Raw genomic sequence first — 20487 nt, 5'->3', positions numbered from 1 at the left:
TTCGGATGTTTCGGGAGCCTCAGCATGGTGATCATGACCACCCGCGGAGGAGCGTGACCACATGACCACCCAGGTCACGCCCGCGAAGATGACGCACGCTCGCTCAGCAGGATGTGCATCGTGTCCAACAGCGACGTCGGGATGCCGTGCAGCCGCGCCAGCTCGGTCACCGGCGCCACCATCGCCAGCCAGTCGCCGATCTCCCCGGAAGGAAGTGCAGGCTGCTGGGCCAGCGAGTCCACAACCCCCTCAAGCCACACGTCGCGAACCCGCACCCCATCGGCCTCCGCGGTTTCAGCTGCCTCGCGCAGCATTGTGAGCGCCATGTGACGCACCGAGGGCACCGCGAACGCAGCCGGGTCAGTGCGATGAGTCAGCACCGTGATCGGCACAACCGCGATCTCGCGCAGGATCGCCCGCCACGCGGCCGAGCGCATCTGATACTGCGGGCGCAGCGCCACACGGCACTCCGGGAGCAGCGAGGCGAGCTCGGCGCCCAGGTGCGTGTCAGGCAGCAACACACGCGGCGCGCCAGCGTCTGCGTCCGGGTCCACCAATGCGCGCACACTGGGCGGCTGATCAGCCATGGCCAGCAGATGCCCGGGATGGTCCAACACCTGGGTTGAGCGCCACAACATCGGCTCAGCATCCGCCGAACAGCCGCAGGCCTGCACCAGCCAATCCAGCTGGCCGATAGGCACGGTATCGCCCCACTGGGCAGTCAGCACGTCGTGACCGGCCTCGCGCGCGGCCTCCGTGATCACCGTGACGACCGACCCGGTGCCGGCGACTGCTATCCGAACTGTCATAGCGCCCTCGCATCGACGTTGAGCTGCAAAAAGGGCAGTGTGTCGCCGAACGGCGCACGGGGAAGGCGCGTGACCACATCACCATGGCGGTCACGCACGAACGCGGCGACCTAGGCGGGGAGGTTCCTGCGAGGTGCCCAGCCGGTGTCCCCGCAGACCACCGAGGTCGATCCGCCGGGGCTGTGGAATCGGATCGTGGTGGCCGAACCGGGCCACCATGGTCGGCGAATCAGGCATTTGTGACCACGGCCACGTGCGAACTGTCCAGCGGCGGACAGAACGACGAGCCCAGTGGCGAGACCGTGAACGTGCACAACAGATCGCACGTCGCAGGAGGAACCATGTACCGCGCGCTCGTCTACACCACAAACATCGCTGGGGCGATCATCGGCCACTTCGCCGGGGACTTCGCCGCGCAGACCGACTGGATGGCCATCAACAAGCAGAAGCGCACCGCGAAGGGCCGCCGCGCACTGGCGGCGCACGGCCTGGCCTACGGACTTGCGCAGGGACTCTGCAAGGCAGCAGCGCTGCGTGCGGCCGGACTCCGGGTGCCGGTGCGGGCGCAGCTTGCCGGGCAGGCAGCGGAAACGCTGCTGCACGTCCTCATCGACGACGGCCGTCTCCTGCGCCGGTTCGCGTACGCCACCGGCAGCGGCGCGTTCCACGAGCTCGCGCCCGACTGCCCGTCGGGCGGGCGCGCACTCCTTGACCAGGGAGCGCACCACTGGGCGCAGCTCCCGATCGGCACGACCATCACCGCTGTGCTGGCGGACCGGCTGATGCGCCCCGCGGCGTAGGCCTCCGCTGTCAGCACCGAAGGCCCCCGGTTTCCCGGGGGCCTTCACCAAGGATCCTGCTGCGCGGCTTCTCGTCACGCTTGGCCGTCTGGCCCGAGTGGATCAGGTGCGAGCTCGACGACCCAACCGCGCGGATACGAGGCACGTTCCACGATGTCGTCGGTGGCGATGATCGTGACCCCGGTATCGGTGACGTATTTCGCCGCGATCTGCACCCGTCGACGGCCGAACTCGCTGCGTTCGTGCCAGTACCAGCGGCCCTCTCCGAGCCCTTCGAGCAATGCTGTGTCCATCCGTGCCTCCTAGGCGGTGGGCTACTTCAGGAGCCCGACCTTGCTCGTTGCCTGCGGGTCGTACTCCACTACCGCGGCGCCACCGGATTCCGCGTGCTCGGCGAGAGCGCGCGTGAGCTGGGTCGCCACCGTGAACGCTTCGTCGTCGGGCTTGGCCTGGATGCTGGCCGTCTGGCCGTCGATGAGGTGCACGGCTACGTCGCCGGTCTCGTCGATCGCTCGAATGCGCACGATCCCGCTCGCGGGAACGAAACCGTCATCCACGGCAAGCCACAGGGTGTTCGTCATGATCGCGACGCTAGCGGTCTCCACCGACCGCGCGAGGGGGTAGACGACGGATGCGCTCAGGCAACAGGTGAACACCGAGGGGTACTAGCTCACGCTCGGCACATCGCAGAAGCAGCGTCGATAACGACGCTAGCGTGGCCGAATCGTTTCCGCGTTCCCCACCACGGGCGCCAACGCCAGCTGCACGACGGTGCACCCCAGCAAGAACACAACGCCGACCTCGGTCGACACGAAAGCCAACGTGGCAGGACCCGCGGCAGCAAGACCGTAGCCAACCGACTGCACCATCGCCCCAAGCCGCACCGCCCCCACATGGTCCGATGCGCGAAGGCCGGGCAGGGCCAGGGCGGTGCCCAACACACTGATCCCCACCCCGAGCAACACAGCCCACACCCAGCACAACACGACCGTGGGCGCCAGCCACACACCAGCGAGACCGAGCCCGGCGCTGCTGGTCATCGCCACCAGTCCCGCGGTCTGATGCCGAGCCCGGGTGGTGGCCGCCCCGAGCGTCATGGTCGTGACGATCGCGGTAGCCATGGTCACCGCCACCATCCAGCCCGCCACCGTGGCCTCGACACCGGCAGCCCGCAGCAGCACCGGCTCGTAGCTCAACAACGCCACGGCCAGCAAACTCTGCAAGCCGAAAAACCCGGCCAACAGCCAACTATGAGGGTTGTAGCGCAGCCGCAGATGCCACCGCCCTCGGCCCCTGCTCCGCTGAGCCGGAATCACCGGCACCGCGCCGGCAGCACCCTCGGTGTGCGGCGCGTGGGGCTGTCGCCGCAGCCACAGCGGCAGCGCCAGCAGCGCGGGCACCGCCTGGATGACCAGCGCTTCCTGCCACCCCCACCGCGCGGCCAGCAGGGGAGTGGCCGCTCCAGCCATCCCCACGCCGGCACTGATCGCCGCGGCCCACCCGGCAATCAACGCCGCCGCCCGCCGCGGGGCCAGCAGGGCACGCACATGGGCCGGGATCACCACCCCGGCGACCGCGATCGCCGAGTACGCCCCCAACGACCCCACCAGCAGCCCCACCTGTCCGCCCACCACCCGCATGCCCAGTGCGGCAACCAGCAGCCCCGCGCACCCAGCCAGCACCCGACCCGAGCCCCACCTCCGCTCGAGCACCGGGGCGGCCAGCGCAGCCACCGCAATGCACCCTGCAGGCGCCGCGGTCAGTACCGCAGCCAACGCCGGAGCCACACCGAGATCCGGCAACACCGCGCCGAGACCAGCGACCGGGGCACGCTGCAGCAGTGCCAGCAACAGCACCCCGGCCACCAGTCCCACCCCAATTCCGGGGCCGGCAGGCTCAGCGGAGCGCGTCGCCGAGCGCGCGCAGGAGAGCGTCGTGCTCATCCCGAGCTCCAATCGTGACGCGGATACCCGCGCCAGGAACGAGTTTGACCGCGATGCCCCGACGCTTCAGCGCACCGACAAGGTGTGCACTGTCGTCACCCAGCGGCAGCCACAGGAAGTTGCCGTGACCGCACACGCTAGGCAACCCGAGCGCGAGGAACTGCTCGTGCAGCCACTCGCGCTCCCGCCGCATCGCGCTGACCTGGGCCTGATGAACCGACTCGTCAGCCAACGCCGCCACAGCCGCCCGCAACCCCAGCGTGCCCACGCCGAACGGGATCTGGTGCTCGTTGAGCTCGCGGGCACGCACCCGCGAGGTGGCTGCCCACCCGACCCGCAGCCCAGCAAGCCCGTAGGCCTTGGAAAACGTGCGGGTGACCACCAAGTTCGACGGGTTGAGCTCACGCAGCGTGCGGATCCCGTCCGCCCAATCGCCCTCAGGCAGGTACTCGGTGTAGGCCTCATCCAGCACGACCAGCACGTCCTCGGGCACGTACTCGAGGAACCGCAGCCATTCACGCTGCCCCAAGGCGAACCCGGTGGGGTTGTGTGGGCTGGTCAGCACCACGGCGCTCGTGCGCGAGGTCATGGCCGCGGCTACCGTATCGAGATCGACCACCGGCCCTGTCATCGGCACCGGCCGCCACACAGCCCCGTGCGTCGTCAGCAGATCCGGATGCGCCTCCCACGTGGGATCCGGAGCAACGACCTCCGAGCCCGCGGGCAGCACACGCGCGAGCAGCTGCAGCAGGGACGCCGACCCAGCGCCGACCACGAATCGCTGAGTGTCGAGATCGTGTCGAAACGACAAGGCGCTGATCAGCGCCTGGCGATCGTCGGTGGAGGGGTAGCGGTGCAGCCCCGTCCACCAGCGACCCAGCTCGGCGCTCACCGTGGGGCCGGGCGGCACGGCGCGTTCATTGCAATCCAGACGGGTCAGCTGCACCCCGAGCCCCGAGCGGACCGCGGCGTCCGAGAGGGCAGGTCGCATGGCCGTCATGATGCAACCGACCACTGCTGCATGAGACTGGCGAAAACCTGCTCGATGGTCTCGCCCTCGTACTCCACGACCTCGCGAGCCCGCTCGCCGCGGAGCTGGTCGGCGACCTGCTCGGCAACCGCGTCGAGCTCGGGCATCAGGGCCACATCACCCGAGTACGGGTCGGTGATCGTTTCGATGGCCGTGACCGGCCGACTTGCCGAGAGATTAACCGCCGCGTGCGGGACACCCGGGGGAATGCGGATTGCCTCACCGGCGCGGTGCAGCACCGGCCGCATGTCCTCGCCCACCAGGCTGGCCGCGTAGCCCTGCAGCACCAGTACCTGGACCTCGTGGTGCGGATGACGGTGCGCTCCGGCCATGTGCCCGCCCGGCATGATGACTGCCCGCATGGCCGACCGGCACCCATCGGCCACGCCCTGGTGGATCAAGTTCGCCAAGCGCTGTCCCTGCGGGCCCGTGGCAAACGGGGTCTCCCGCAACGCAGCAGTGTCGCAGCTGTGGTGGACGGCGAGAGTCATTCCAGCCTCCTCAGTCGAGTCGAGTGAGGCTGATCGTGGACGTCGAACGCATGCTGCTGCGGTGCGTGACCGCATGACCACGCGGGTCACGTCTGCGCCGGCTGCGACGTGTGGCTCGATGGTCAATCGAATGGGATGACTCGGAGCCGGCCGTCGTCGACGGTGATGATGCCGCTGCGCACGGTCGATACGCCGAGCGCCTCAACCAGGCGGGCAGGAAGGCTCAGCCGGTCTTCCTCCTGGTCGAGGTCGGCCACCCGGCACACGATGTAGTTGGCCGGGTCAACCTCCCACGTGTCGCCGCGGCCACCACCTGATGTTTCCCGCGTGGTCACGATCAGGTTGTCGCCGTCGGAGAACACCCGGGTGATCGCGGTGGTTCGGATCAGCCCGTCCCTGGCAGTCTGCAGCCATAGATTTCGCATGTCCGAGATCGTGGCCGGATGCATCGCGGCAGCCTGCGGCGTGACCACTTACCACCCGGAGTCACGCTAGCCTGACATGCTGAGAGCCCACGAGCGCAGAGAGAAGGTGCGTCAGCATGGCCGGCTCGACACAGTGGCAGGCAGGATTCGAGGCCCTCATGCAGGTGGTGCGTGATCATCACGAGCAGGCGCGTAAGCAGGCCGAAGGCAACGGGCGGGTCCGGCCCCAGATGATCCAGCTCGAAGCCAACGGAGCGCTGAAAGCGCTTGACCAGCTGCTGGCGGAGTTGGAGCAGGTGCAGGCACGCCACAGCGACGCGGCCGTCAAGAGCTGACCATAGGGCACCGGGAACCAGCAGTCGCTAGCGGTCTTGGTCGACGCCCAGCCAGAAGCGTGCGCGAAGCCGGTGCCGCATCGCCTCGGTCAGATCGGGCACTCCCAGCTCCGTCGACAGGTCGATCAGCAGTTGCCGGTCGACATCCGGAGGGATCACCCGGTGGTGCTGCGTCCCAGCGCGTTGCTCGGGCAGTGGGTGTGGATAGTTCGCCAACACGCGGTCGATGACTCGGTCCATCGCCTCGTCGAGTTCCTCGCTGGTTGGATCCCCGTCACCGCTGGCGAGAATGACTGTTGTTCCGCTATCCGAACTGCTGGTGCACACAGGCGCGTCGTGCCCCAGAGGGTCGGCAAAGGTGGCGCTCCAGGAGGCCAGCGCCGGCCGGAACTGCGCGCGTTCTGCAATCACCGCAGGCGACGGTGTTGACCGAGCCCCGTCGGTCTCAGTTGCAGCATCAGCTTCGGGAACGGTCGCGGACTCACCGGCAGCTCCAGGCTCGGGTGCGGGTTCCGTCGGGCGAGGCGTGCACGTGGCGTCGATCAGGCTCCCGTCGATCAGTTCGAGGTCGTCGGCCGCGGCGTGCAGATCGTGGCTGAGCCCGATGGGTTGCCCGTCTGCGTCCGGGGCCGCCAAGACCACGACCTGCAAGCCCTGGACCTGCGCCTCCTCAACAAACTCGACAAGGTCGCCATCACCACTGACAAGATAGATCGTTTCGATCCCACGCGGAGCACGCAACACCATGTCCAGGCCCAGCTTGATGTCGACGCCTTTTTGGCGGTTCCCATCGCCACCAGCGCGCCCGAGACGCAACTTGACCTGCGGCAACAGCGAGATCGCCTTTTGTGCACGGTCAGGCTTGGCATGGCGGGCTGCGTCGTACCAGTACATCCGCAACATCCGCACCCCTGAGGACGCGGCAGCATGCGCACGCAGCCCCTCCACGAGGGCCGGGTAGTCGACGTCAACGCTGTTGCGGGAAGGGGAGCCCGTGACGCGTTCGGCAGCCGCGCTGAGCAGATACCCCGCATCTACATACACGCACGAGCTCAACGAGATCTCCTTTCACTCACCGGCATGATCATCCCACGCTGGTCCGCAGCTCGGGGTTCCTTACTCGACAATGCCAGCGACCTGGCGCGGCCGAGCGCGGGCAAACCCCAGAGGCGGAGGTGAGGCTGGACGTCAGGATCATCCTGCTCGCCACCGGCCCCGCACCGCATATCTACTCGGTGTGCTGATGGCTGGCCCGGAAAAGCGACGCGCCCCCGAGCACATGCTCGGGGGCGCGTGGTGCAGTACCCGCATCAGCAGATGCTGGGGTGCCCGTCAATAGCTCGTTGCGATCCTCGCCGCTCTGGGGCGGCGCCAGTAGCTCGTAGCGAAGGATCCTGTCCTCCCGGTGTGCTCTCCAACGGGCGCAGCGAGGACGTAGCACCGCCGTTGACGGCTCTATACCCTGGCGATCATGGGTCTTCTGTCAAAGCCTCCCGCGACCGTTTACCTGGTCGAAGACCACACCGAGCCCGGACAGAACCTGCGGTATTGGGCGCATGTCTACCTGAGCCTGGAACGGGCAAAGGCGGATGTTGAAACCTACGCGCAGCGTGGTGGACATGGACCCGTTCGCTGGAGCGATCGCCTGCCGGCATACGCGTTCCCTGACACCGACAAGCGGGCCGCAGAGCTGTATCGCGTGATCCCGCTGCCGGTATGGACCGACGACAAAGTTCTGCCTTGAACCGACGGGCACTGGGCGGGCGTCCGCAGCACCGCTTTAGCGAAGCGAGTGTGACCTGCGTAGTCCTGCGTAGTCAGGTGGTCACGCGCTGCTGCGTGTGCGGGGGAGCGGTCACCGTTGGGGGCGTGAGTACACGCTCAGCCAGGAGGTGCCCGCATGGAAACGACATACGATCTGCGCGCTGACTCGCACTCCGATGAGTGGGGCTATGTCGGCATCACGCTGCAGCAGCGCTGGCATTTTCTCGGGTTCGTGCCTCTGAGCGCACTGGCGCGTCAGGCCGTGCGCGACGACGGCGTGCTCGACGCTGATGGCATGGTCACGCTGCAGCTCCACGGCCCGGTCCTGCAGGACGTCCTGTCAGCTCTGTTGGCGACCAATCGCCCAGCGGTGCCCGCATGACCAGCCCAGCCGCGGTGACCCTGCACCACTACCAGGTGCAGGTCACACGCGATGACCTCGACCGGCAAGGGTGCGTCGACGCGACTGTATACGCGCGCTGGCTGCACCACGCCCACGACCACCTGCTATCCGCCGGGCAGAGCTGCTCTGACTGGACGTGCCCGACAACGTTCATGGCCGGTTCGCTCGCAATCGACTACCAGATTCCGCTGCGCATGCGCGAGGACCCGCTGTGGGTGGATACCGCCGTGCTCGACATGGCGAGGACCCGGGTTTCCGTGGAATCGACGCTGCACGACGGGTACCGCATCTACGCGCGCGGACGCTCGAGCTACATCGCGTTCTCACCGCGAGAACACGCCCCACGCCCCCTGACGAGCGTCGAACGAACCCATCTCCGTCAGCACGCTGTGCCCAGCACCGCGTGCGCGTGATGATCACCAGCCCGCTTCCAGAGCATCAGTCATCACTGGTGCTTTCCTGAGTGTGTTGTGTCCGGCTTTGGCGCGTCTCCGTGCGGGTAGAGCTGCCACCGGTGTTGCCATCCTTGCTCGGGTTCGAGCTCTGTCCAGACCTGGAGGAATCCCCAGCTTACGAGGTTGTCGATCCCGCGTTTGACGGCGCGGTAGCTGCATTTGTGGACCCCGGTCATGACGAGGTCGTTGATGCGCCACGTCCAGGCTTGTTCGTGGCGTTCGGCGAGTTCGGCCAGCAGGCCGCGCTCGAAGTAGGGAAGTTGATTGGGGTAGCTGCCGCCGGCCTTGTCGTCGGTGTGGAGGCGCCACCGGTGTCGCCAGCCGCGTCCGGGGCCTAGGCCTTCTTTCCAGATCTGGAGATATCCCCAGTCCACGAGGTTGTCTACTCCGCGCTTGATTGCGCGGTGGCCGCATCCGTAGACGCCGGGCTTTACGAGGTCGTCGATGCGCCACGACCACGTTCCCTCGTGGCGCTCGTGGAGCTCGTCGAGCAGGCCGCGCTCGAAGTAGGGGAGATGGGGGTGATGCGTCTCCGGCATAGGACACATCCTAGCCGAATGTTCGTACACGACAAATCGGAGACTGATTCCACAACGTCGTATACGACAAATAGATACGCCCTGCTGTTGTGTCGTACATGACGGTCTGTGTAGACTGAGCCTCGCGGTGATCCGCGATGTGCCGCCCCGCGAACGAGAGGACAGGACGTGTCGAAGCCCGAGTCGCCGGCGGCGCCCGCCTTGGACGAGGCAGCGCGCCTGTATCAGCAGCTTCAGAGGCAGTTTGTCGAGGCGGGCAAGAACTCGCGGCAGGAAACCGCACGCGGGTTCACCACGCCTTCGCCGCAGTCGCAGTCCGAGTGGCAGGCGGTGCTCGACACGATGACCAAGATGTACGCCGTGGTCGTGCACTTCAGTGACGGCGGCGCATACGACGCATCCGACGTCACCGCGCACCTTGATGACGCTCTCGTCGGGAACACCACTGTCCAGCAGGGCGCCACGCAGGAATCGTCGTCCGCTGAGGAGTCCGCTGAGTCCGATGCTCGCGACCGGGGCGATGCCGAGAGTGGCGGAGAACCGTCCGAAGAAGAGCAGCTGAAGTGGTTCACGCGCTCCCTGCGGAACCTCAAGGGGCTCGAAGATACCTCGGACGAGGTTTGCCGCCACGCGCTGGAGCTGTGGCGCAACGCCCACCGTGTGGGCGACCGCAACCTGGCGTTTTACGAGTATCCGGGTCGCGTCGGGACGATGACGCTGCGCCTGCACCAGGCTGCCCATGGGTCGGCCAAGGTCTTCGAGCCAGTACCCCAGGGGTCCGAGGTTGAATGGCATCAGCGTGTCTGGGAAATCACGAGCGGCAAGTGCGTGCGGTACGCCAACTTCGCCAACCCTCGAGTGCCGCTGCAGCAGGGGGATTGGGTCACGAAGATTGATGTCGTCGCCCAGTTCCTGGCGGCGGCCTCGGCAGTGCACCTCGGGCACGAGGTCGAGCCGACTGACAACGACCATGGAGGCCCCTGGGAGTTCGTAATCGATGCGCACGACCAGGACTGGCCCCGTCCGGTTCGGGATGCGTTGGTCGGATCGGCTGAACGTCCCGGCTATGTACGCCTGGCTGAAGCAGTCGACATGTCCGAAGCCCCCGAGGTCACCCGTCTTGCGTTGCAGGACCAGCTTGTTGCCGGCGCATACCTGCCGACCCCGATGGCGCGGTACCTGGCCAAAGACCGCAAGCTGAACTTGAAGTTGGACTGGGCGCTGGTATGGATCAAGGGACGCCACGGACAGCACCTGGCCAAATGGTCCGAAATCTTCCGAACCGGTCGCAAGGAACTGCGCATCCGCGTGGCGCGCGGCGAGCCCGGCGCAGCCGAGGCCTACGCGATCGCTAAGAACGTGTACGCCTCCTACCTGGGAGGCATGACACGCAGCACGAAGCACAACATGGCCCTGCTACGCCCCGACCATCACGACCAATACGTAGCCCTGGCGTCAGCGAACGCACTGCGCTCGCTGGAAAAGGCAGCTGCCCACGGCTACGCCCCGTTGTGTTTGCTCCGGGACACGGCCATCTTCGCCGACCCCAAGCAGCGCATCAAGAACATCGAAGGCATGCGCTTCGCCCCTGACCCCGACACATGGCGCCAGGAAGGTGTGGACGTCGCTGTGCTCGCCGAGGAACACAGCCCCGGCAAGTGGGCCGTCGAGGACTACTGCCAGGCCACCCCCGAGATCGTCCAGGCACACACAAAGGGCCGAACGACGCAGCTGAAAGCACTGGTAGAGGCAGCCAGCCGTGAGGAGGTCTCCGCGTGAACTTCAACGAGGCCTTGTCCAAGGCAGCGGGCAAGATCACGACCGAAGAGGCACAGGACGTCATCCGTGCCCAGTTCGGCCGCGGAGCTACCCGGTGGGTTGCCCAGGAGGCTGGGATCTCCATGCGGTCGGCGCAGCGCTGGATGTCAGGAAACCCCCCGGCTTCGCGAACCGGGAGGTTGCGCAAGCTGGCGAGCGACCAGCTCAAGGTCCAGGCATTCGGGCGACGGTTGCAAGCGAGCACCGTGGTCAGGGTGGGCGAAATCCGGCTGCGCTACGGGCGCACGGAAGACCAGGGAAAGCGATGCCCGTACAACACGAAGAACGGGTCGGAGTGGTTCAACGTCTCCGGCCTCGAGTCCAACGGCGTCCTCGATGCACTCAAGGCCGGCGACATTGAGAAGGCCGAAGAACTCTTCTCCCAAGCCGTCCTCGACGCCTACGGCATCGAGGACACCGACACCTTCGACATCGGCGACTTCGGCGAGAACCTCGAGCTCGCCTAACCGCGCAACCGGGAGGAAATGCACATGGGCAAAGCCGCACAGCTACAGCGCACCCCCGCGCGTATGCGGATGCTGAGCGAAGTCGCCGACGGCAAGATCGAACGTTACTGGGACGCAGACGAAGGCTACCTCTACCGCCGGGGCGAAACCGGCATCACCGAAACCGAGCGCCGCATGATCAATGAACTGCTCGACGCACGATGGGTCACCGCCCCCACGCCCCCGGGTTTCGGCTTCTCCGCACCACTAAGCATCACCGAGCAGGGAAATGCCGTCTTGCGACCTTAAGCACCTCGGACCGCACGAGCGCCAACAGGAGGGCCTGGCATGACCAGCACGGAACAAATCCAAGCTCGTTTGCGTCTCGCCGCGGAAGGTCGACTCACCTATGCAGCTACCCTGCCTGACTGTCACGACCTGCACACCGAGGCACACGCCTTCGAACTCGCAGCGAACCTCATCACCGACCCCGAAGCACTCAAAGGGCTCATCCCGTCAGAAATGTGGGACCGCATCGTCTGAGCCCGCCAAAAGGGGGCCCGCCACCAGCACTGGTGGCGGGCCCTCTCTGTCATGCGCGAGGGGTCAGAGCCTGCAGGCCTCCAGCGGGGTGACCAAGATGGCGCGTGCACCGGCGTTCCACAGCCGGTCCATCACTGACTGGGACTCGCTGCGCAGCACCATTGCCCGCACCGCGTACCAGCCGGGCTCGTCGAGTCGGGACACGGTCGGCGATTCCATGCCTGGCGTGATCGCGCGCGCGGCATCCAGCGCGTGGTCGGGGCAGTTGTAGTCCATCATCACGTAGCGCCGCGCGATGAGCACCCCGCGCAGGCGCGCGACGAGGACCTCAATCGCCCGCTCGGCGTCATCCGACAAGGAGCGCCGGCCGCGGACAAGGACGGCCTGCGACCGCATGATCGGTTCGCCGATCGTGGCCAGCCCGGCAGCGCGCAGGGACGCGCCGGTTTCGACAACATCGGCGATCGCGTCGGCAAGCCCCAGCTCCACCGCGGTCTCGACCGCACCCTCGAGGGAGACAGTGTCGACCTTGATGTTGTGCTGGGCCTCGGCGTGCTCGACGATCTGGGGAAACGAAGTCGCGACCCGCTTGCCGTCCAACGCGGCAATCCCGTCGCGGGCGTTCCCGCTTGGGGTGGCGAAATAGAAAGAAGAGTGCCCGAAGCCGAGCTCGAGCAGCTCGGAGACATCACCGGAGGTTCCAGCCTCGGTCAACAGGTCCTGGCCGGTGATGCCCATGTCCAGCACACCGGCACCGACATTGGCGGCGATATCCATCGGCCGCAGGAACACAAACTGCAGGTCATTGTCGGTGTCGGTGGCGAACAAGGCCTTGTTCTCGCGATGCACGCGGTAGCCCGCCTCGGTCAACAACGAGGTGGCGGGCCCGTTGAGTGAGCCCTTGTTCGGCACCGCGAGGCGCAACATCGATAATTCTCCTCAAGATCGTATGAAATGCCTGGTGAATCAGGGTCCGACGTATCGTATCGACACACCCCGACTCCGAGCGTCCTGGTTTTTGCCCGCGCGTCGCGCGAGGGTCAGATCGGCTCGCCGAGCGCGGCGCTGTGCTCGAGGAGCGCGGCGAAGGTGGGCGGGTCGAGGAACTGGGTATACAGCGGGTCACGGGCGAGCTCGGATCGGCGTCGCCCGAGGAACGTGGATTCGAACAGCAGCATGCGCCGCAGGAACTTCGCGTGGATGACGTGGGTGTCCAGCGGCAGCGGGGCGCCGCGCAGCTCGGCGAGTTTGCGTCCGGAGATGAGCCGGTTGGTGTCGACCAGCCGCAGGGCCCCGGTGTTGTCGATGACGAGGTTGGCGCACTCGTCGTCGATGATGTCGGGCAGCAGAACCGCCTCGCCCACGTCCGGTGCGGCAGCCAGCAGCCGTCGGGTCACCGCCAGAAACTGCCGCAGCTGCGCGAGCGCACCTGCAGGGACCCGATCCGGATCTACCCGGTGGAGGCGGGGGACAGCGCTGTGTGACACGTACTGCTTGACCAGCACACACTCGGTGAGAGTGCCGCCCAGGCGCAGGAGCCGCTGGTGGGGGAGAAGGCGGGGCATCGCCCGGTAGGCGTGCTGCAGGTAGGCGTACTCGCGGTCGATTTTGGTCGGGGTGAGCTCGGGAGCATCCGGCCGGAACAGCTGCAGGCAATAGGCGCTGCCTGTCCGGTGCCAGACCTCGCTGTGCACGCCGGAGCCGATGAGGCTCCAGCGTCGTGTCGCCACGCTCGGGGGCATCATCGGCCTCCCTGCAGCGTGACCAGGTGATCCTCGAGGACCAGGTGCCGCAGGCCGAGGCGGCGCGCGCAGTCGAGAGCGTCGGCCGCGGAGTCGACCAGTGGTTCGCCGGGGCCGTTGAAGCTCGTGTTGAGCAGCGCCGGGGGATGCCCGCTCGCGGCCAGGTGCCGCAGTAGGTCGTGGATCAGGGCGTCGTCACCCGGCTGCAGCCGCTGCGGCCGGGTGGTGCCATCGGCATGCCGCGCAGCCGGGACGGTGCGCCGACCGTAGGCGGTCAACGGGGCGGCGCCGAGCATGTAGCGCTCCAGATCCCCGACAGACGACCACAACTCATGCTCGCCACCGGCAGCGACCGGTCCGAACGGCCGCCACGGCTCACGGCCCTTGAGCGCGTTGAGGTCCGTGCGCATCCCCGCGGTGGTAGGTGAGGCCAGCAGCGAGCGATGGCACAACGCCCGCGGGCCGGCTTCCGCGCGGCCACGGCACACGCCGATGACGTCGCCCTCGGCCAGCAACTCCCCAAGCCGATCGACATCGACCTCACCGACCACCAGGTCATCACCGTCGGGGACCGGGCCGGGCAGGCTGCCCAGATACGGCGAGAGCACGCCCAGTTGCCCAGGCGGGCGGACTTCCCAGGCGGCGCCGAGCGCGACGCCGGCATCGTGGGGTACCGGCGGGACGTAGATGTCGCCGGGCAGGCGCCCGTTGGCCGCGCAGTTGAGCGCAACCCCACCGGCCAGGCACAGCGTGTGCTCCCCGGTGCGCTCGCGGGCACGCTGAGCCCACCACGTCAGCACGGTGTCCACGGTGTGCTGCGCGGCAGCGGCCACGCGCACGGCCACTGGATCGGTGTCGAGCCGGTCGGCCGAACAGTCGGGGGCGGGCTGGCCGGCATAACGGGCGACCAGCGCGCGCCAGGCATGCTTGGTCTCCTCGTAGCCCGCGCGCGGATCGGCACCGAGCGCGGAAGCCAGCGCGCCGTCGCGCACGTGCAGCCAGCCGGGATCGTCGAGCGACCCCGAGAGGTGGGCGGCCAGGCCCATGGTTTTGCCCTCGCCGCGTTTGCCCAGGCCCAGCCAGACACTGGCGGCCTCATAGACATGCCCGAGCGAGTGCACCTGCGGCCACCGCTCCACCCGCCGCATCCCATGCCCGCGGCGGGCATGAAAGATGCTGGTGGACTCGTCCTCGCCGTTGCCATCCACCACCAGCACCGCGGCCGAGGCGCGCCCACTGGCGTGAAAGGCCGAGGCCGCGTGCGCGCGATGATGCGGCACGAACACCACCTCCGCGCCGCTGCTGCCCAGCCCGAGCGCGGCGAGAAACGCCTCGGGGGAGTCGAACTCCCAGCCCTGCCCGGAGCGCAGAGCCATGCGTGGCTCGTCCCAGCCGACCGCGATCGCCTCCAGCTGCTCGGCAGTGACGCCGCCAAGCTCGAGGCAGCGTTGCACGGCACGAGTCGGGACATGCTGTTTCGGTGCGTGCCGCACGCGGCTCAGTCGTTCCTCCTCGACCAGGGCCAGCACGGTGCCATCGGCGTCGATCAGGCACGCGCTGGCGTCGTGCCACGTGCCGGTTCCCGCGTTCACTCCGAGGACATAGCTCACGTCAACGCCTCCAAATGCTGTGCGGCTGCTTGTGCGTCAGCGAGGGCGGCCTCGTACCCGGCCGTCATCGCCGCGGTGGTGAACCGGCGCGCGCTGGCCCGCCCGCTAGCGGCCAACTGGGCGCGCAGCCGGTCATCGTCGAGCAGTCTCGCGAGCTGCTCGGCCAGCGTGGGCGGGTCAAATGGCGGGACGAGCACGCCGCTGCGGTTGTGCTCGATGTAGGCCAGCGGCCCGCCGTGCGCGCTGGCGACCACAGGCACGCCGGCCAGCATCGCTTCGATGTTGCTGTAGCCGAACGGCTCTGCCTGCCGGGAGGGGTGCGCGGCAATGCCGGCGTGGGCATAGCAGGCCGCGACCTCATCGGCCTCGAGCTCATCGAGGAGAAACACCCGATGCTGCACCCCGAGGGAATCAATCCGCGTGCGCAGGTAGCGCTCGAAGTCGGGGGCGGTGCGCTCGCACATCCCCGCGCCGTTGATAGCCACAAACCACCGCTCGCGCGGACGCGCGACATCCAGCAACTGGGCGGCCCTGATGAGGTCGTCGTGGCCCTTCCACGGAGTGCGGCGGGCAGACAGCAGCACCATCGGGCCCTGTCCGGGAAGCCGGTTGCGGGCACAGACTCGCTCCCACGCCCCGGAGTCGACAGCGCGATGCAGTCGGCGGCGGAACTGATGCGCGTCGATGCCGTTGGGAACCAGACGCACCATGTCGCGCGGTAGACCCGTGGCGAGCAGGTCATCACGGATGGCCGGTGAGACCGCGACCAGCCGCACCGGATCCTGCTGGCTGTGAACACGCTCGGCGACCCAGCGCAGACGCTGCTGCATGCCGGCCGTGTCGTGCACGACGCCAACAATCGCCGGACACAGATCGCGCAACAGCCCCTGGTCAGCGGCCTTCAGGGCACTGACCAGAGGGTTGAGGCCCTGGGCCAGCACCATCGGGACGCCGGCGGCCCGTAGCGCGGTGGCATACGAGCGCGCCAGTGCGTTCCACACCGGGTTGTCCGGATCATCGATACCGGCTTCGTAATACCGGTGCACCGCCTGGGGGTCTTTGCGCCCGTCGGAGCCGGTGAGCAGCCCGGGAAACCGGGTCGGGATGCCATGGGTGAGCGCGGTGAACCTCTCCGGAGTGCGCAGCTGGTAGCGCGTGAGTTCCTCGGTACCGGTGTGGCACACCGCCAGTCGCAGCCGCGGATGGTTACGCGCGAGGCCGGCGAGTATCTGATGGGTATGGGTAACGATCCCGGTGTTGCGAGCACGCCGCTCTTGGCCGGTTTCGGGAACGTGGCCCCGGATGTCGTAGGTCAACACATGCAAGCTGTCCACACAGGACTCCTGAGGTTGCGTGAAGACTCGCGAAGCTGGAGTGACCCAGCACACGAAGACGCTACAAATGTAGCCGCTACACAACAACAGGATGGTGATCGTCCCATCGAGTGGTTCTCGACCTTCGCTGCCGCAGCGCGAGGCACGGCGACGCCGGGGCCGCCTGGCTGATCACGCCACCGCACATCCGCGCGTTAGGGTGCGGCAATGGCCATGAGGCAGATGACATGCCCAGCAATGATCCGCCTGACCACAAACGAAGTTCGACTCTTGGCCGGCGTGCGATCCCCAGCGCACATGGTCGTGCAGGACAACTGGTGCGAATTGCCCACCGGCCACCCAGGTCGTCACGTCACCTGCCTGCAGGACGACGACGCTGGCGAAGGTGCTCCGATCACCTGGTGGGCCTGGTGGTCAGGCTCGCCCGTCAGCTACGACATCATGCCCGGCCCCACCTGCGGAGTCGGCGACGAAGAGAGCATCTGCACCCTCCCAACCGACCATGTCGGCAACCACCAGCTCTAATCGTCGCTGCACCAGCGTGGCCTATCACTGCACCAACGAAACCGCCGGCGAGCTCAACGCACCCGCGCGCCGACGTTTGGCGGCGTACATCGCCGCGTCCGCGGCCCGCAACGCGCAGGCAGCGACCTTGCATGCACCAGATCGGCAGCACGAACCAGCCCGATCGAGACGCCAGGAACAACCAACGCCCCGTCAGGCAGCAGGACCGGCTGGCTCAACCCGGCATGTAGCCAGTGAAGCGCGGTGGACGCCAACGGTCGTGGGGCAGCGACGGCGAACTCATCACCTCCCAGTCGCCCAGCAATCCCGCCGGCAGGCAACCCGTGCTGTAACCGAGCGCCGATGGCAGCTAGCACGGCATCCCCACCAGCATGGCCATGGCGGTCGTTGATCGCCTTGAACCCGTCAAGGTCGAGAAGCCCGACAACGGCACCGGGGTGACGACGCAGCAGGCGGTCGGCACGTTGCCGCCAGGCCTCGGCGGTGCAGACCTGCGTTAAAGGGTCGCGCGCATGACGGCGGCGAAGGACCGAGACGTGCGTAGTCCACCCAGCGGCCACCGCGAGCAGGCCCACTGTGGCTAGGCGCGTGCCAGTCGAAGCTGCCATGTCCGAACAGTAAGGACCCGACCGTACAGATCGCTGAGGATTACTGGTCAGACAAGCACCCTGCCATCCACGCAACGTCGGAGGAATGGATGAATCGCCGATGACAATGTCAACCGGGCAGGCCTCGATGGTGGGACGATGACGAAGCGCCCCGGGCTTCTACCGCAAGCCCGGGGCGCTTCTGGACGTTTCGGCTACCTACCTAGCCGAGGTCATAGTCGCCTCGGTGCAGCCCGTCGGTAAACGCACGCCAGGCGCGTGCGCTGAACTCCAGCCGTTCCCCATCGGGGTGCTGGCTGTGCCGCACCGCGGCACCGTCGATAGTTCTCCCGACCTCGACGCACTTGTTTTCTCCCCAGCTTGCGCGGGCTTTGCGCCAGTTTGTCGGTTCAGGGCGATCGCTACTCATGTCACCTCCTTCAACGCCTTCGTGATCAACTCACGCGGTTGGGCACCCAAGCGTTCGCATGCCGCAGCCGCCGCGTTTCCTAGGTCGCGCAGGCCTTGCTCGTAGAGCTCGAGCGAGCCCTCTTCCTCGAGGTACTGCGCGGAACCATGCAATTCGATGTAGACCACGCCGTGGTCGCCGACCATCTCGGGCGGGAAATCCAAGACCTTGAACGGATGGTCGATCATCCCCGCGAACGCACCCCCGCGAAGCGGCAGGATCGACAGCTCGATGTTGGGGTCCTCGGTATCAGCCAGCAGCGATTCGAGCTGCTCGCGCATCAGGGCACGGTCCCCGGGGTCCGGATCGCGGTAGAGCACGCTTTCGTCGACGATCGCGCGCAGCCGGGCCGGGCGATCGGCGCGCTCGAGGATCTGGCGCCGCTCGGTGCGCACGCGGGCTAGTTCGTGGGCGCGCTCGTCGGTGATATCCGGGTCGGCGCGGAACATGGCTTTGGCATAGCGCTGTGTCTGAAGAAGCCCGGGCAGGTACATCGGGTCAAACGAGCCGATGGCCACCGCGCCTGACTCGAGCCCGAGGTAGTGATCGAACCACGGCGAGACGTCGGCGATGCGGCGCCACCAGTTCTCACCCCGCCGCGCCCCCTCACGCAGGGCGCGATAGTGCTCGATGCGCCCCGCGGCGCCGTACAGGGTCAGCAGTGCTTCCAGGTCGCCGACGCTCGGGAGGTTGCGGCCGGTCTCGTAATGGCCGATCGTCGCGCGCTGCACATCGAGCCGTTGCGCAGCGTCGCGCTGGTTGAGGCAGGCGTGGCTGCGCTCGTAGGCCAACCCGTTGCCCAACCAGCGCCGGTAGGTGATCGGGCTGGCGTCGAGCAGCGCAGATGCCGTCATCGCGAGGTGCCTCCTCCGAGCTGGTGATCATGCGCGTTTAGCGTGCCCCACGCCTGACGCTCACAACACCACTCTAAAGGACGATTGCCTAGCCTCTTGAGGCGTAGCGGCTACATTTGTAGCTTTGAATCACTGGTGGGCTGGCTCCAGTCGCGGTCCCCAGACGCACTGTTTGAGACAGCCCATATCCCGGCGTCGGTGACGCAGCAATAGCCCCGACCCATTGCTGCGTCACCGGCCACCACCGGAGGAGGACCCATGTACCCGTTTATATGGCGGCCGAGCGATGGAGTTCGGCATGCCACGAAAAGCACGGAAGTGGCCGACGGGGCGGCTTTCCGCGCACTGTGCGGGGCAGAATGCGCTGCCGCCGACCTCAGCGAGCAAGCATGGCTGTGGGCAACCTGCCCTGAGTGCAACGCGAGCGCCCACAAACTCGCCCACGAGCAAACGGCGCTGGTGCTCCCGTGAGCGGGGACGACGTGAACGGACAGATCAACTCGGCTGTAGCTCTCGAACTCGCAACCGAAATGGTGCAGTCTGCCGCAGAATCGCTCGCCCAACAGCCAGCCGACATCGTCACTCCGGCTCTACTACCGGATGCGACGCTTCTCGCTACAGCACGCCGCGCGGGCGAACTGCTGCTGCACACAGCGCGCCTCGCTCAACGGCTCGAAGTCCGGATCAAGAAAATGCCCCCTGGCCCGGCCCGGCAACAGGCCCTGACCGCGCTCGACGCGCTCGCCTATGGGCTGGCCGATAACATCGCACCGTTTGCCCTGCGGCTAGCCCAAACCCCCTGCGAGCCCGAGGCGCAGTAACCCAGCCATCGAGGGCGGACATGACCGGAACCAGCGACCAGCAGAAACTTGAGCAGCGCATCCCCGGCGCAGCACTGCATGCCGAGACCGGCTCATTCGCCGAACCGCCACCAGGCGGTTGGTTCGGCACGAACACCTCCTTCCAGCGGAGAAACCCCACTGCTGTGTCGTCACCGTCTGACTCCGGCGCTGCTCGACCAGCAGACGACCTGCACGCCGAACTCCTGCTCCGCGCAGCTCGCGATCAAACCGCACGGGAGAAATTCGAGGTCAACCGGGAAAGCTGGGCGTCAGTGAAACGTCTCGACGCCGACAACACCGCCTGGCTCGCCGAAGTCATCGCAGTCCACGGTTGGCCAGGACACGCACTGGTCGGATCCGATGGCGCGCACGCCGCGTGGCTGCTGGCCCAACACGCCACGGCCGATTGTCAATGCGCTTGGCTCGAGCTGCTGCGCGATGCAGTCGACCGCGACGATGCACAGGCCAGCGACCTGGCCTACCTCGAAGACCGGGTGCACATGCACCTGGGCAAACCCCAGCTCACCGGCACCCAATGGTTCGGCCTCTCCCGCGATTCGATCCGCCTGTACCCGCTGGCCGAACCCGACCGCGTCAACGCCCTCCGCGCGACCGCCAGCCTCGCCCCACTCGCGCAGCGCGAGATCAACGACGCCTGGTCCCTAGACGAACTCCGTGGGCTACGACAGGCGAGCACACAGTGATCACGTCCAGTCGAGGGCA

At 67.2% G+C, this 20487-nt stretch carries 29 protein-coding genes; 13 read left to right on the top strand and 16 right to left on the bottom strand.

Going from position 1 to position 20487, the window contains the following annotated elements; all coding sequences use genetic code 11:
• Nucleotides 1–74: 74 nt before the first annotated feature.
• Entirely contained in the window at nucleotides 75–764 is a 690-nt protein-coding gene (locus ACFQRI_RS24340; RefSeq protein WP_380672438.1) for a hypothetical protein, read from the bottom strand.
• Between the two features lie 386 nt (nucleotides 765–1150).
• Here ACFQRI_RS24340 and ACFQRI_RS24335 point away from each other — a divergent pair, with 386 nt between their 5' ends.
• Complete coding sequence (locus tag ACFQRI_RS24335) at nucleotides 1151–1609, top strand: hypothetical protein (RefSeq protein ID WP_380672436.1); 459 nt, start codon at nucleotides 1151–1153, stop codon at nucleotides 1607–1609.
• A gap of 74 nt (nucleotides 1610–1683) precedes the next feature.
• Here the strand turns inward: ACFQRI_RS24335 and ACFQRI_RS24330 are convergent, their stop codons facing one another.
• From ACFQRI_RS24330 to ACFQRI_RS24305, 6 genes are all read right to left on the bottom strand, one after another.
• Nucleotides 1684–1902 (bottom strand): hypothetical protein, encoded by a 219-nt coding sequence (locus ACFQRI_RS24330; RefSeq protein ID WP_380672434.1) that lies wholly within the window; start codon nucleotides 1900–1902, stop codon nucleotides 1684–1686.
• A gap of 21 nt (nucleotides 1903–1923) precedes the next feature.
• Complete coding sequence (locus ACFQRI_RS24325; RefSeq protein WP_380672432.1) at nucleotides 1924–2190, bottom strand: hypothetical protein; 267 nt, start codon at nucleotides 2188–2190, stop codon at nucleotides 1924–1926.
• 129 nt (nucleotides 2191–2319) lie between these two features.
• Complete coding sequence (locus ACFQRI_RS24320) at nucleotides 2320–3552, bottom strand: MFS transporter (RefSeq protein ID WP_380672430.1); 1233 nt, start codon at nucleotides 3550–3552, stop codon at nucleotides 2320–2322.
• Entirely contained in the window at nucleotides 3506–4543 is a 1038-nt protein-coding gene (locus tag ACFQRI_RS24315; RefSeq protein WP_380672428.1) for a pyridoxal phosphate-dependent aminotransferase, read from the bottom strand. The genes ACFQRI_RS24320 and ACFQRI_RS24315 overlap by 47 nt, the downstream gene beginning before the upstream one ends.
• Before the next feature lie 5 nt (nucleotides 4544–4548).
• Nucleotides 4549–5073 (bottom strand): cupin domain-containing protein, encoded by a 525-nt coding sequence (locus ACFQRI_RS24310; RefSeq protein ID WP_380672426.1) that lies wholly within the window; start codon nucleotides 5071–5073, stop codon nucleotides 4549–4551.
• Nucleotides 5074–5195: 122 nt separating this feature from the next.
• Entirely contained in the window at nucleotides 5196–5546 is a 351-nt protein-coding gene (locus ACFQRI_RS24305; protein ID WP_380672424.1) for a hypothetical protein, read from the bottom strand.
• Nucleotides 5547–5614: 68 nt separating this feature from the next.
• On the opposite strand from ACFQRI_RS24305, the gene ACFQRI_RS24300 reads away from it, so the two are divergent.
• Nucleotides 5615–5833, top strand: a complete 219-nt coding sequence (locus ACFQRI_RS24300) for a hypothetical protein (protein WP_380672422.1) — start codon at nucleotides 5615–5617, stop codon at nucleotides 5831–5833.
• 27 nt (nucleotides 5834–5860) lie between these two features.
• On the opposite strand, the gene ACFQRI_RS24295 is transcribed toward ACFQRI_RS24300, so the two are convergent.
• Complete coding sequence (locus ACFQRI_RS24295) at nucleotides 5861–6889, bottom strand: NYN domain-containing protein (RefSeq protein WP_380672420.1); 1029 nt, start codon at nucleotides 6887–6889, stop codon at nucleotides 5861–5863.
• 415 nt (nucleotides 6890–7304) lie between these two features.
• Between ACFQRI_RS24295 and ACFQRI_RS24290 the strand changes: the two genes are divergently transcribed.
• The 3 genes from ACFQRI_RS24290 to ACFQRI_RS24280 all read left to right on the top strand — a co-directional run bounded on the left by ACFQRI_RS24290 (nucleotide 7305) and on the right by ACFQRI_RS24280 (nucleotide 8413).
• Nucleotides 7305–7577, top strand: coding sequence for a hypothetical protein (locus ACFQRI_RS24290; protein ID WP_380672418.1), 273 nt, complete (start codon nucleotides 7305–7307; stop codon nucleotides 7575–7577).
• 156 nt (nucleotides 7578–7733) lie between these two features.
• Nucleotides 7734–7979 carry a hypothetical protein gene (locus tag ACFQRI_RS24285; protein ID WP_380672416.1) on the top strand — a complete coding sequence of 82 codons (246 nt, stop codon included), beginning with the start codon at nucleotides 7734–7736 and terminating at the stop codon, nucleotides 7977–7979.
• Entirely contained in the window at nucleotides 7976–8413 is a 438-nt protein-coding gene (locus tag ACFQRI_RS24280; RefSeq protein ID WP_380672414.1) for an acyl-CoA thioesterase, read from the top strand. The genes ACFQRI_RS24285 and ACFQRI_RS24280 overlap by 4 nt, the downstream gene beginning before the upstream one ends.
• A 32-nt stretch (nucleotides 8414–8445) precedes the next feature.
• Here ACFQRI_RS24280 and ACFQRI_RS24275 read toward each other — a convergent pair whose 3' ends face one another.
• On the bottom strand, nucleotides 8446–8994 hold the full coding sequence (locus ACFQRI_RS24275; RefSeq protein ID WP_380672412.1) for a hypothetical protein: 549 nt from the start codon (nucleotides 8992–8994) through the stop codon (nucleotides 8446–8448).
• A 168-nt stretch (nucleotides 8995–9162) separates the two neighbouring features.
• Here ACFQRI_RS24275 and ACFQRI_RS24270 point away from each other — a divergent pair, with 168 nt between their 5' ends.
• Genes ACFQRI_RS24270 through ACFQRI_RS24255 form a run of 4 tightly spaced genes read left to right on the top strand, consistent with a single transcriptional unit; the run spans nucleotide 9163 to nucleotide 11801 of the window.
• Nucleotides 9163–10773, top strand: coding sequence for a hypothetical protein (locus ACFQRI_RS24270; RefSeq protein WP_380672410.1), 1611 nt, complete (start codon nucleotides 9163–9165; stop codon nucleotides 10771–10773).
• Nucleotides 10770–11279 carry a hypothetical protein gene (locus ACFQRI_RS24265; RefSeq protein WP_380672408.1) on the top strand — a complete coding sequence of 170 codons (510 nt, stop codon included), beginning with the start codon at nucleotides 10770–10772 and terminating at the stop codon, nucleotides 11277–11279. Before ACFQRI_RS24270 ends, ACFQRI_RS24265 begins: the two co-directional genes overlap by 4 nt.
• 24 nt (nucleotides 11280–11303) lie before the next feature.
• Nucleotides 11304–11567 (top strand): hypothetical protein, encoded by a 264-nt coding sequence (locus ACFQRI_RS24260; RefSeq protein WP_380672406.1) that lies wholly within the window; start codon nucleotides 11304–11306, stop codon nucleotides 11565–11567.
• Nucleotides 11568–11606: 39 nt separating this feature from the next.
• A complete protein-coding gene (locus tag ACFQRI_RS24255; protein ID WP_380672404.1) occupies nucleotides 11607–11801 on the top strand; it encodes a hypothetical protein in 195 nt (64 codons plus the stop codon).
• A 63-nt stretch (nucleotides 11802–11864) separates the two neighbouring features.
• Here the strand turns inward: ACFQRI_RS24255 and hisG are convergent, their stop codons facing one another.
• From hisG to ACFQRI_RS24235, 4 genes are all read right to left on the bottom strand, one after another.
• Nucleotides 11865–12728, bottom strand: coding sequence for an ATP phosphoribosyltransferase (hisG, locus tag ACFQRI_RS24250; protein WP_380672402.1), 864 nt, complete (start codon nucleotides 12726–12728; stop codon nucleotides 11865–11867).
• A 113-nt stretch (nucleotides 12729–12841) separates the two neighbouring features.
• Nucleotides 12842–13531: a hypothetical protein gene (locus tag ACFQRI_RS24245; protein WP_380672400.1), complete on the bottom strand. Its 690-nt coding sequence runs from the start codon at nucleotides 13529–13531 to the stop codon at nucleotides 12842–12844.
• A gap of 11 nt (nucleotides 13532–13542) precedes the next feature.
• A complete protein-coding gene (locus ACFQRI_RS24240; protein ID WP_380672398.1) occupies nucleotides 13543–15153 on the bottom strand; it encodes a carbamoyltransferase C-terminal domain-containing protein in 1611 nt (536 codons plus the stop codon).
• A complete protein-coding gene (locus ACFQRI_RS24235; protein ID WP_380672396.1) occupies nucleotides 15150–16487 on the bottom strand; it encodes a glycosyltransferase family 4 protein in 1338 nt (445 codons plus the stop codon). The genes ACFQRI_RS24240 and ACFQRI_RS24235 overlap by 4 nt, the downstream gene beginning before the upstream one ends.
• 297 nt (nucleotides 16488–16784) lie before the next feature.
• Here ACFQRI_RS24235 and ACFQRI_RS24230 point away from each other — a divergent pair, with 297 nt between their 5' ends.
• On the top strand, nucleotides 16785–17012 hold the full coding sequence (locus ACFQRI_RS24230) for a hypothetical protein (protein ID WP_380672394.1): 228 nt from the start codon (nucleotides 16785–16787) through the stop codon (nucleotides 17010–17012).
• Between the two features lie 53 nt (nucleotides 17013–17065).
• Here ACFQRI_RS24230 and ACFQRI_RS24225 read toward each other — a convergent pair whose 3' ends face one another.
• The 3 genes from ACFQRI_RS24225 to ACFQRI_RS24215 all read right to left on the bottom strand — a co-directional run bounded on the left by ACFQRI_RS24225 (nucleotide 17066) and on the right by ACFQRI_RS24215 (nucleotide 18922).
• On the bottom strand, nucleotides 17066–17620 hold the full coding sequence (locus ACFQRI_RS24225) for a GGDEF domain-containing protein (RefSeq protein WP_380672392.1): 555 nt from the start codon (nucleotides 17618–17620) through the stop codon (nucleotides 17066–17068).
• Nucleotides 17621–17822: 202 nt separating this feature from the next.
• Nucleotides 17823–18029: a DUF397 domain-containing protein gene (locus ACFQRI_RS24220; protein ID WP_380672390.1), complete on the bottom strand. Its 207-nt coding sequence runs from the start codon at nucleotides 18027–18029 to the stop codon at nucleotides 17823–17825.
• On the bottom strand, nucleotides 18026–18922 hold the full coding sequence (locus ACFQRI_RS24215; RefSeq protein WP_380672388.1) for a helix-turn-helix domain-containing protein: 897 nt from the start codon (nucleotides 18920–18922) through the stop codon (nucleotides 18026–18028). The genes ACFQRI_RS24220 and ACFQRI_RS24215 overlap by 4 nt, the downstream gene beginning before the upstream one ends.
• Before the next feature lie 258 nt (nucleotides 18923–19180).
• Between ACFQRI_RS24215 and ACFQRI_RS24210 the strand changes: the two genes are divergently transcribed.
• Genes ACFQRI_RS24210 through ACFQRI_RS24200 form a run of 3 tightly spaced genes read left to right on the top strand, consistent with a single transcriptional unit; the run spans nucleotide 19181 to nucleotide 20468 of the window.
• Nucleotides 19181–19393, top strand: a complete 213-nt coding sequence (locus ACFQRI_RS24210) for an HC3 family zinc finger protein (RefSeq protein WP_380672386.1) — start codon at nucleotides 19181–19183, stop codon at nucleotides 19391–19393.
• Entirely contained in the window at nucleotides 19390–19743 is a 354-nt protein-coding gene (locus ACFQRI_RS24205) for a hypothetical protein (RefSeq protein WP_380672384.1), read from the top strand. Before ACFQRI_RS24210 ends, ACFQRI_RS24205 begins: the two co-directional genes overlap by 4 nt.
• Nucleotides 19744–19763: 20 nt before the next feature.
• A complete protein-coding gene (locus tag ACFQRI_RS24200; protein ID WP_380672382.1) occupies nucleotides 19764–20468 on the top strand; it encodes a DUF6624 domain-containing protein in 705 nt (234 codons plus the stop codon).
• Nucleotides 20469–20487 lie beyond the last annotated feature (19 nt).

The organism is Saccharopolyspora griseoalba (assembly GCF_042665275.1).
In the GTDB taxonomy this organism is placed as follows: domain Bacteria; phylum Actinomycetota; class Actinomycetes; order Mycobacteriales; family Pseudonocardiaceae; genus Saccharopolyspora; species Saccharopolyspora griseoalba.
This window is presented reverse-complemented; position numbering and strand designations above follow the sequence as displayed.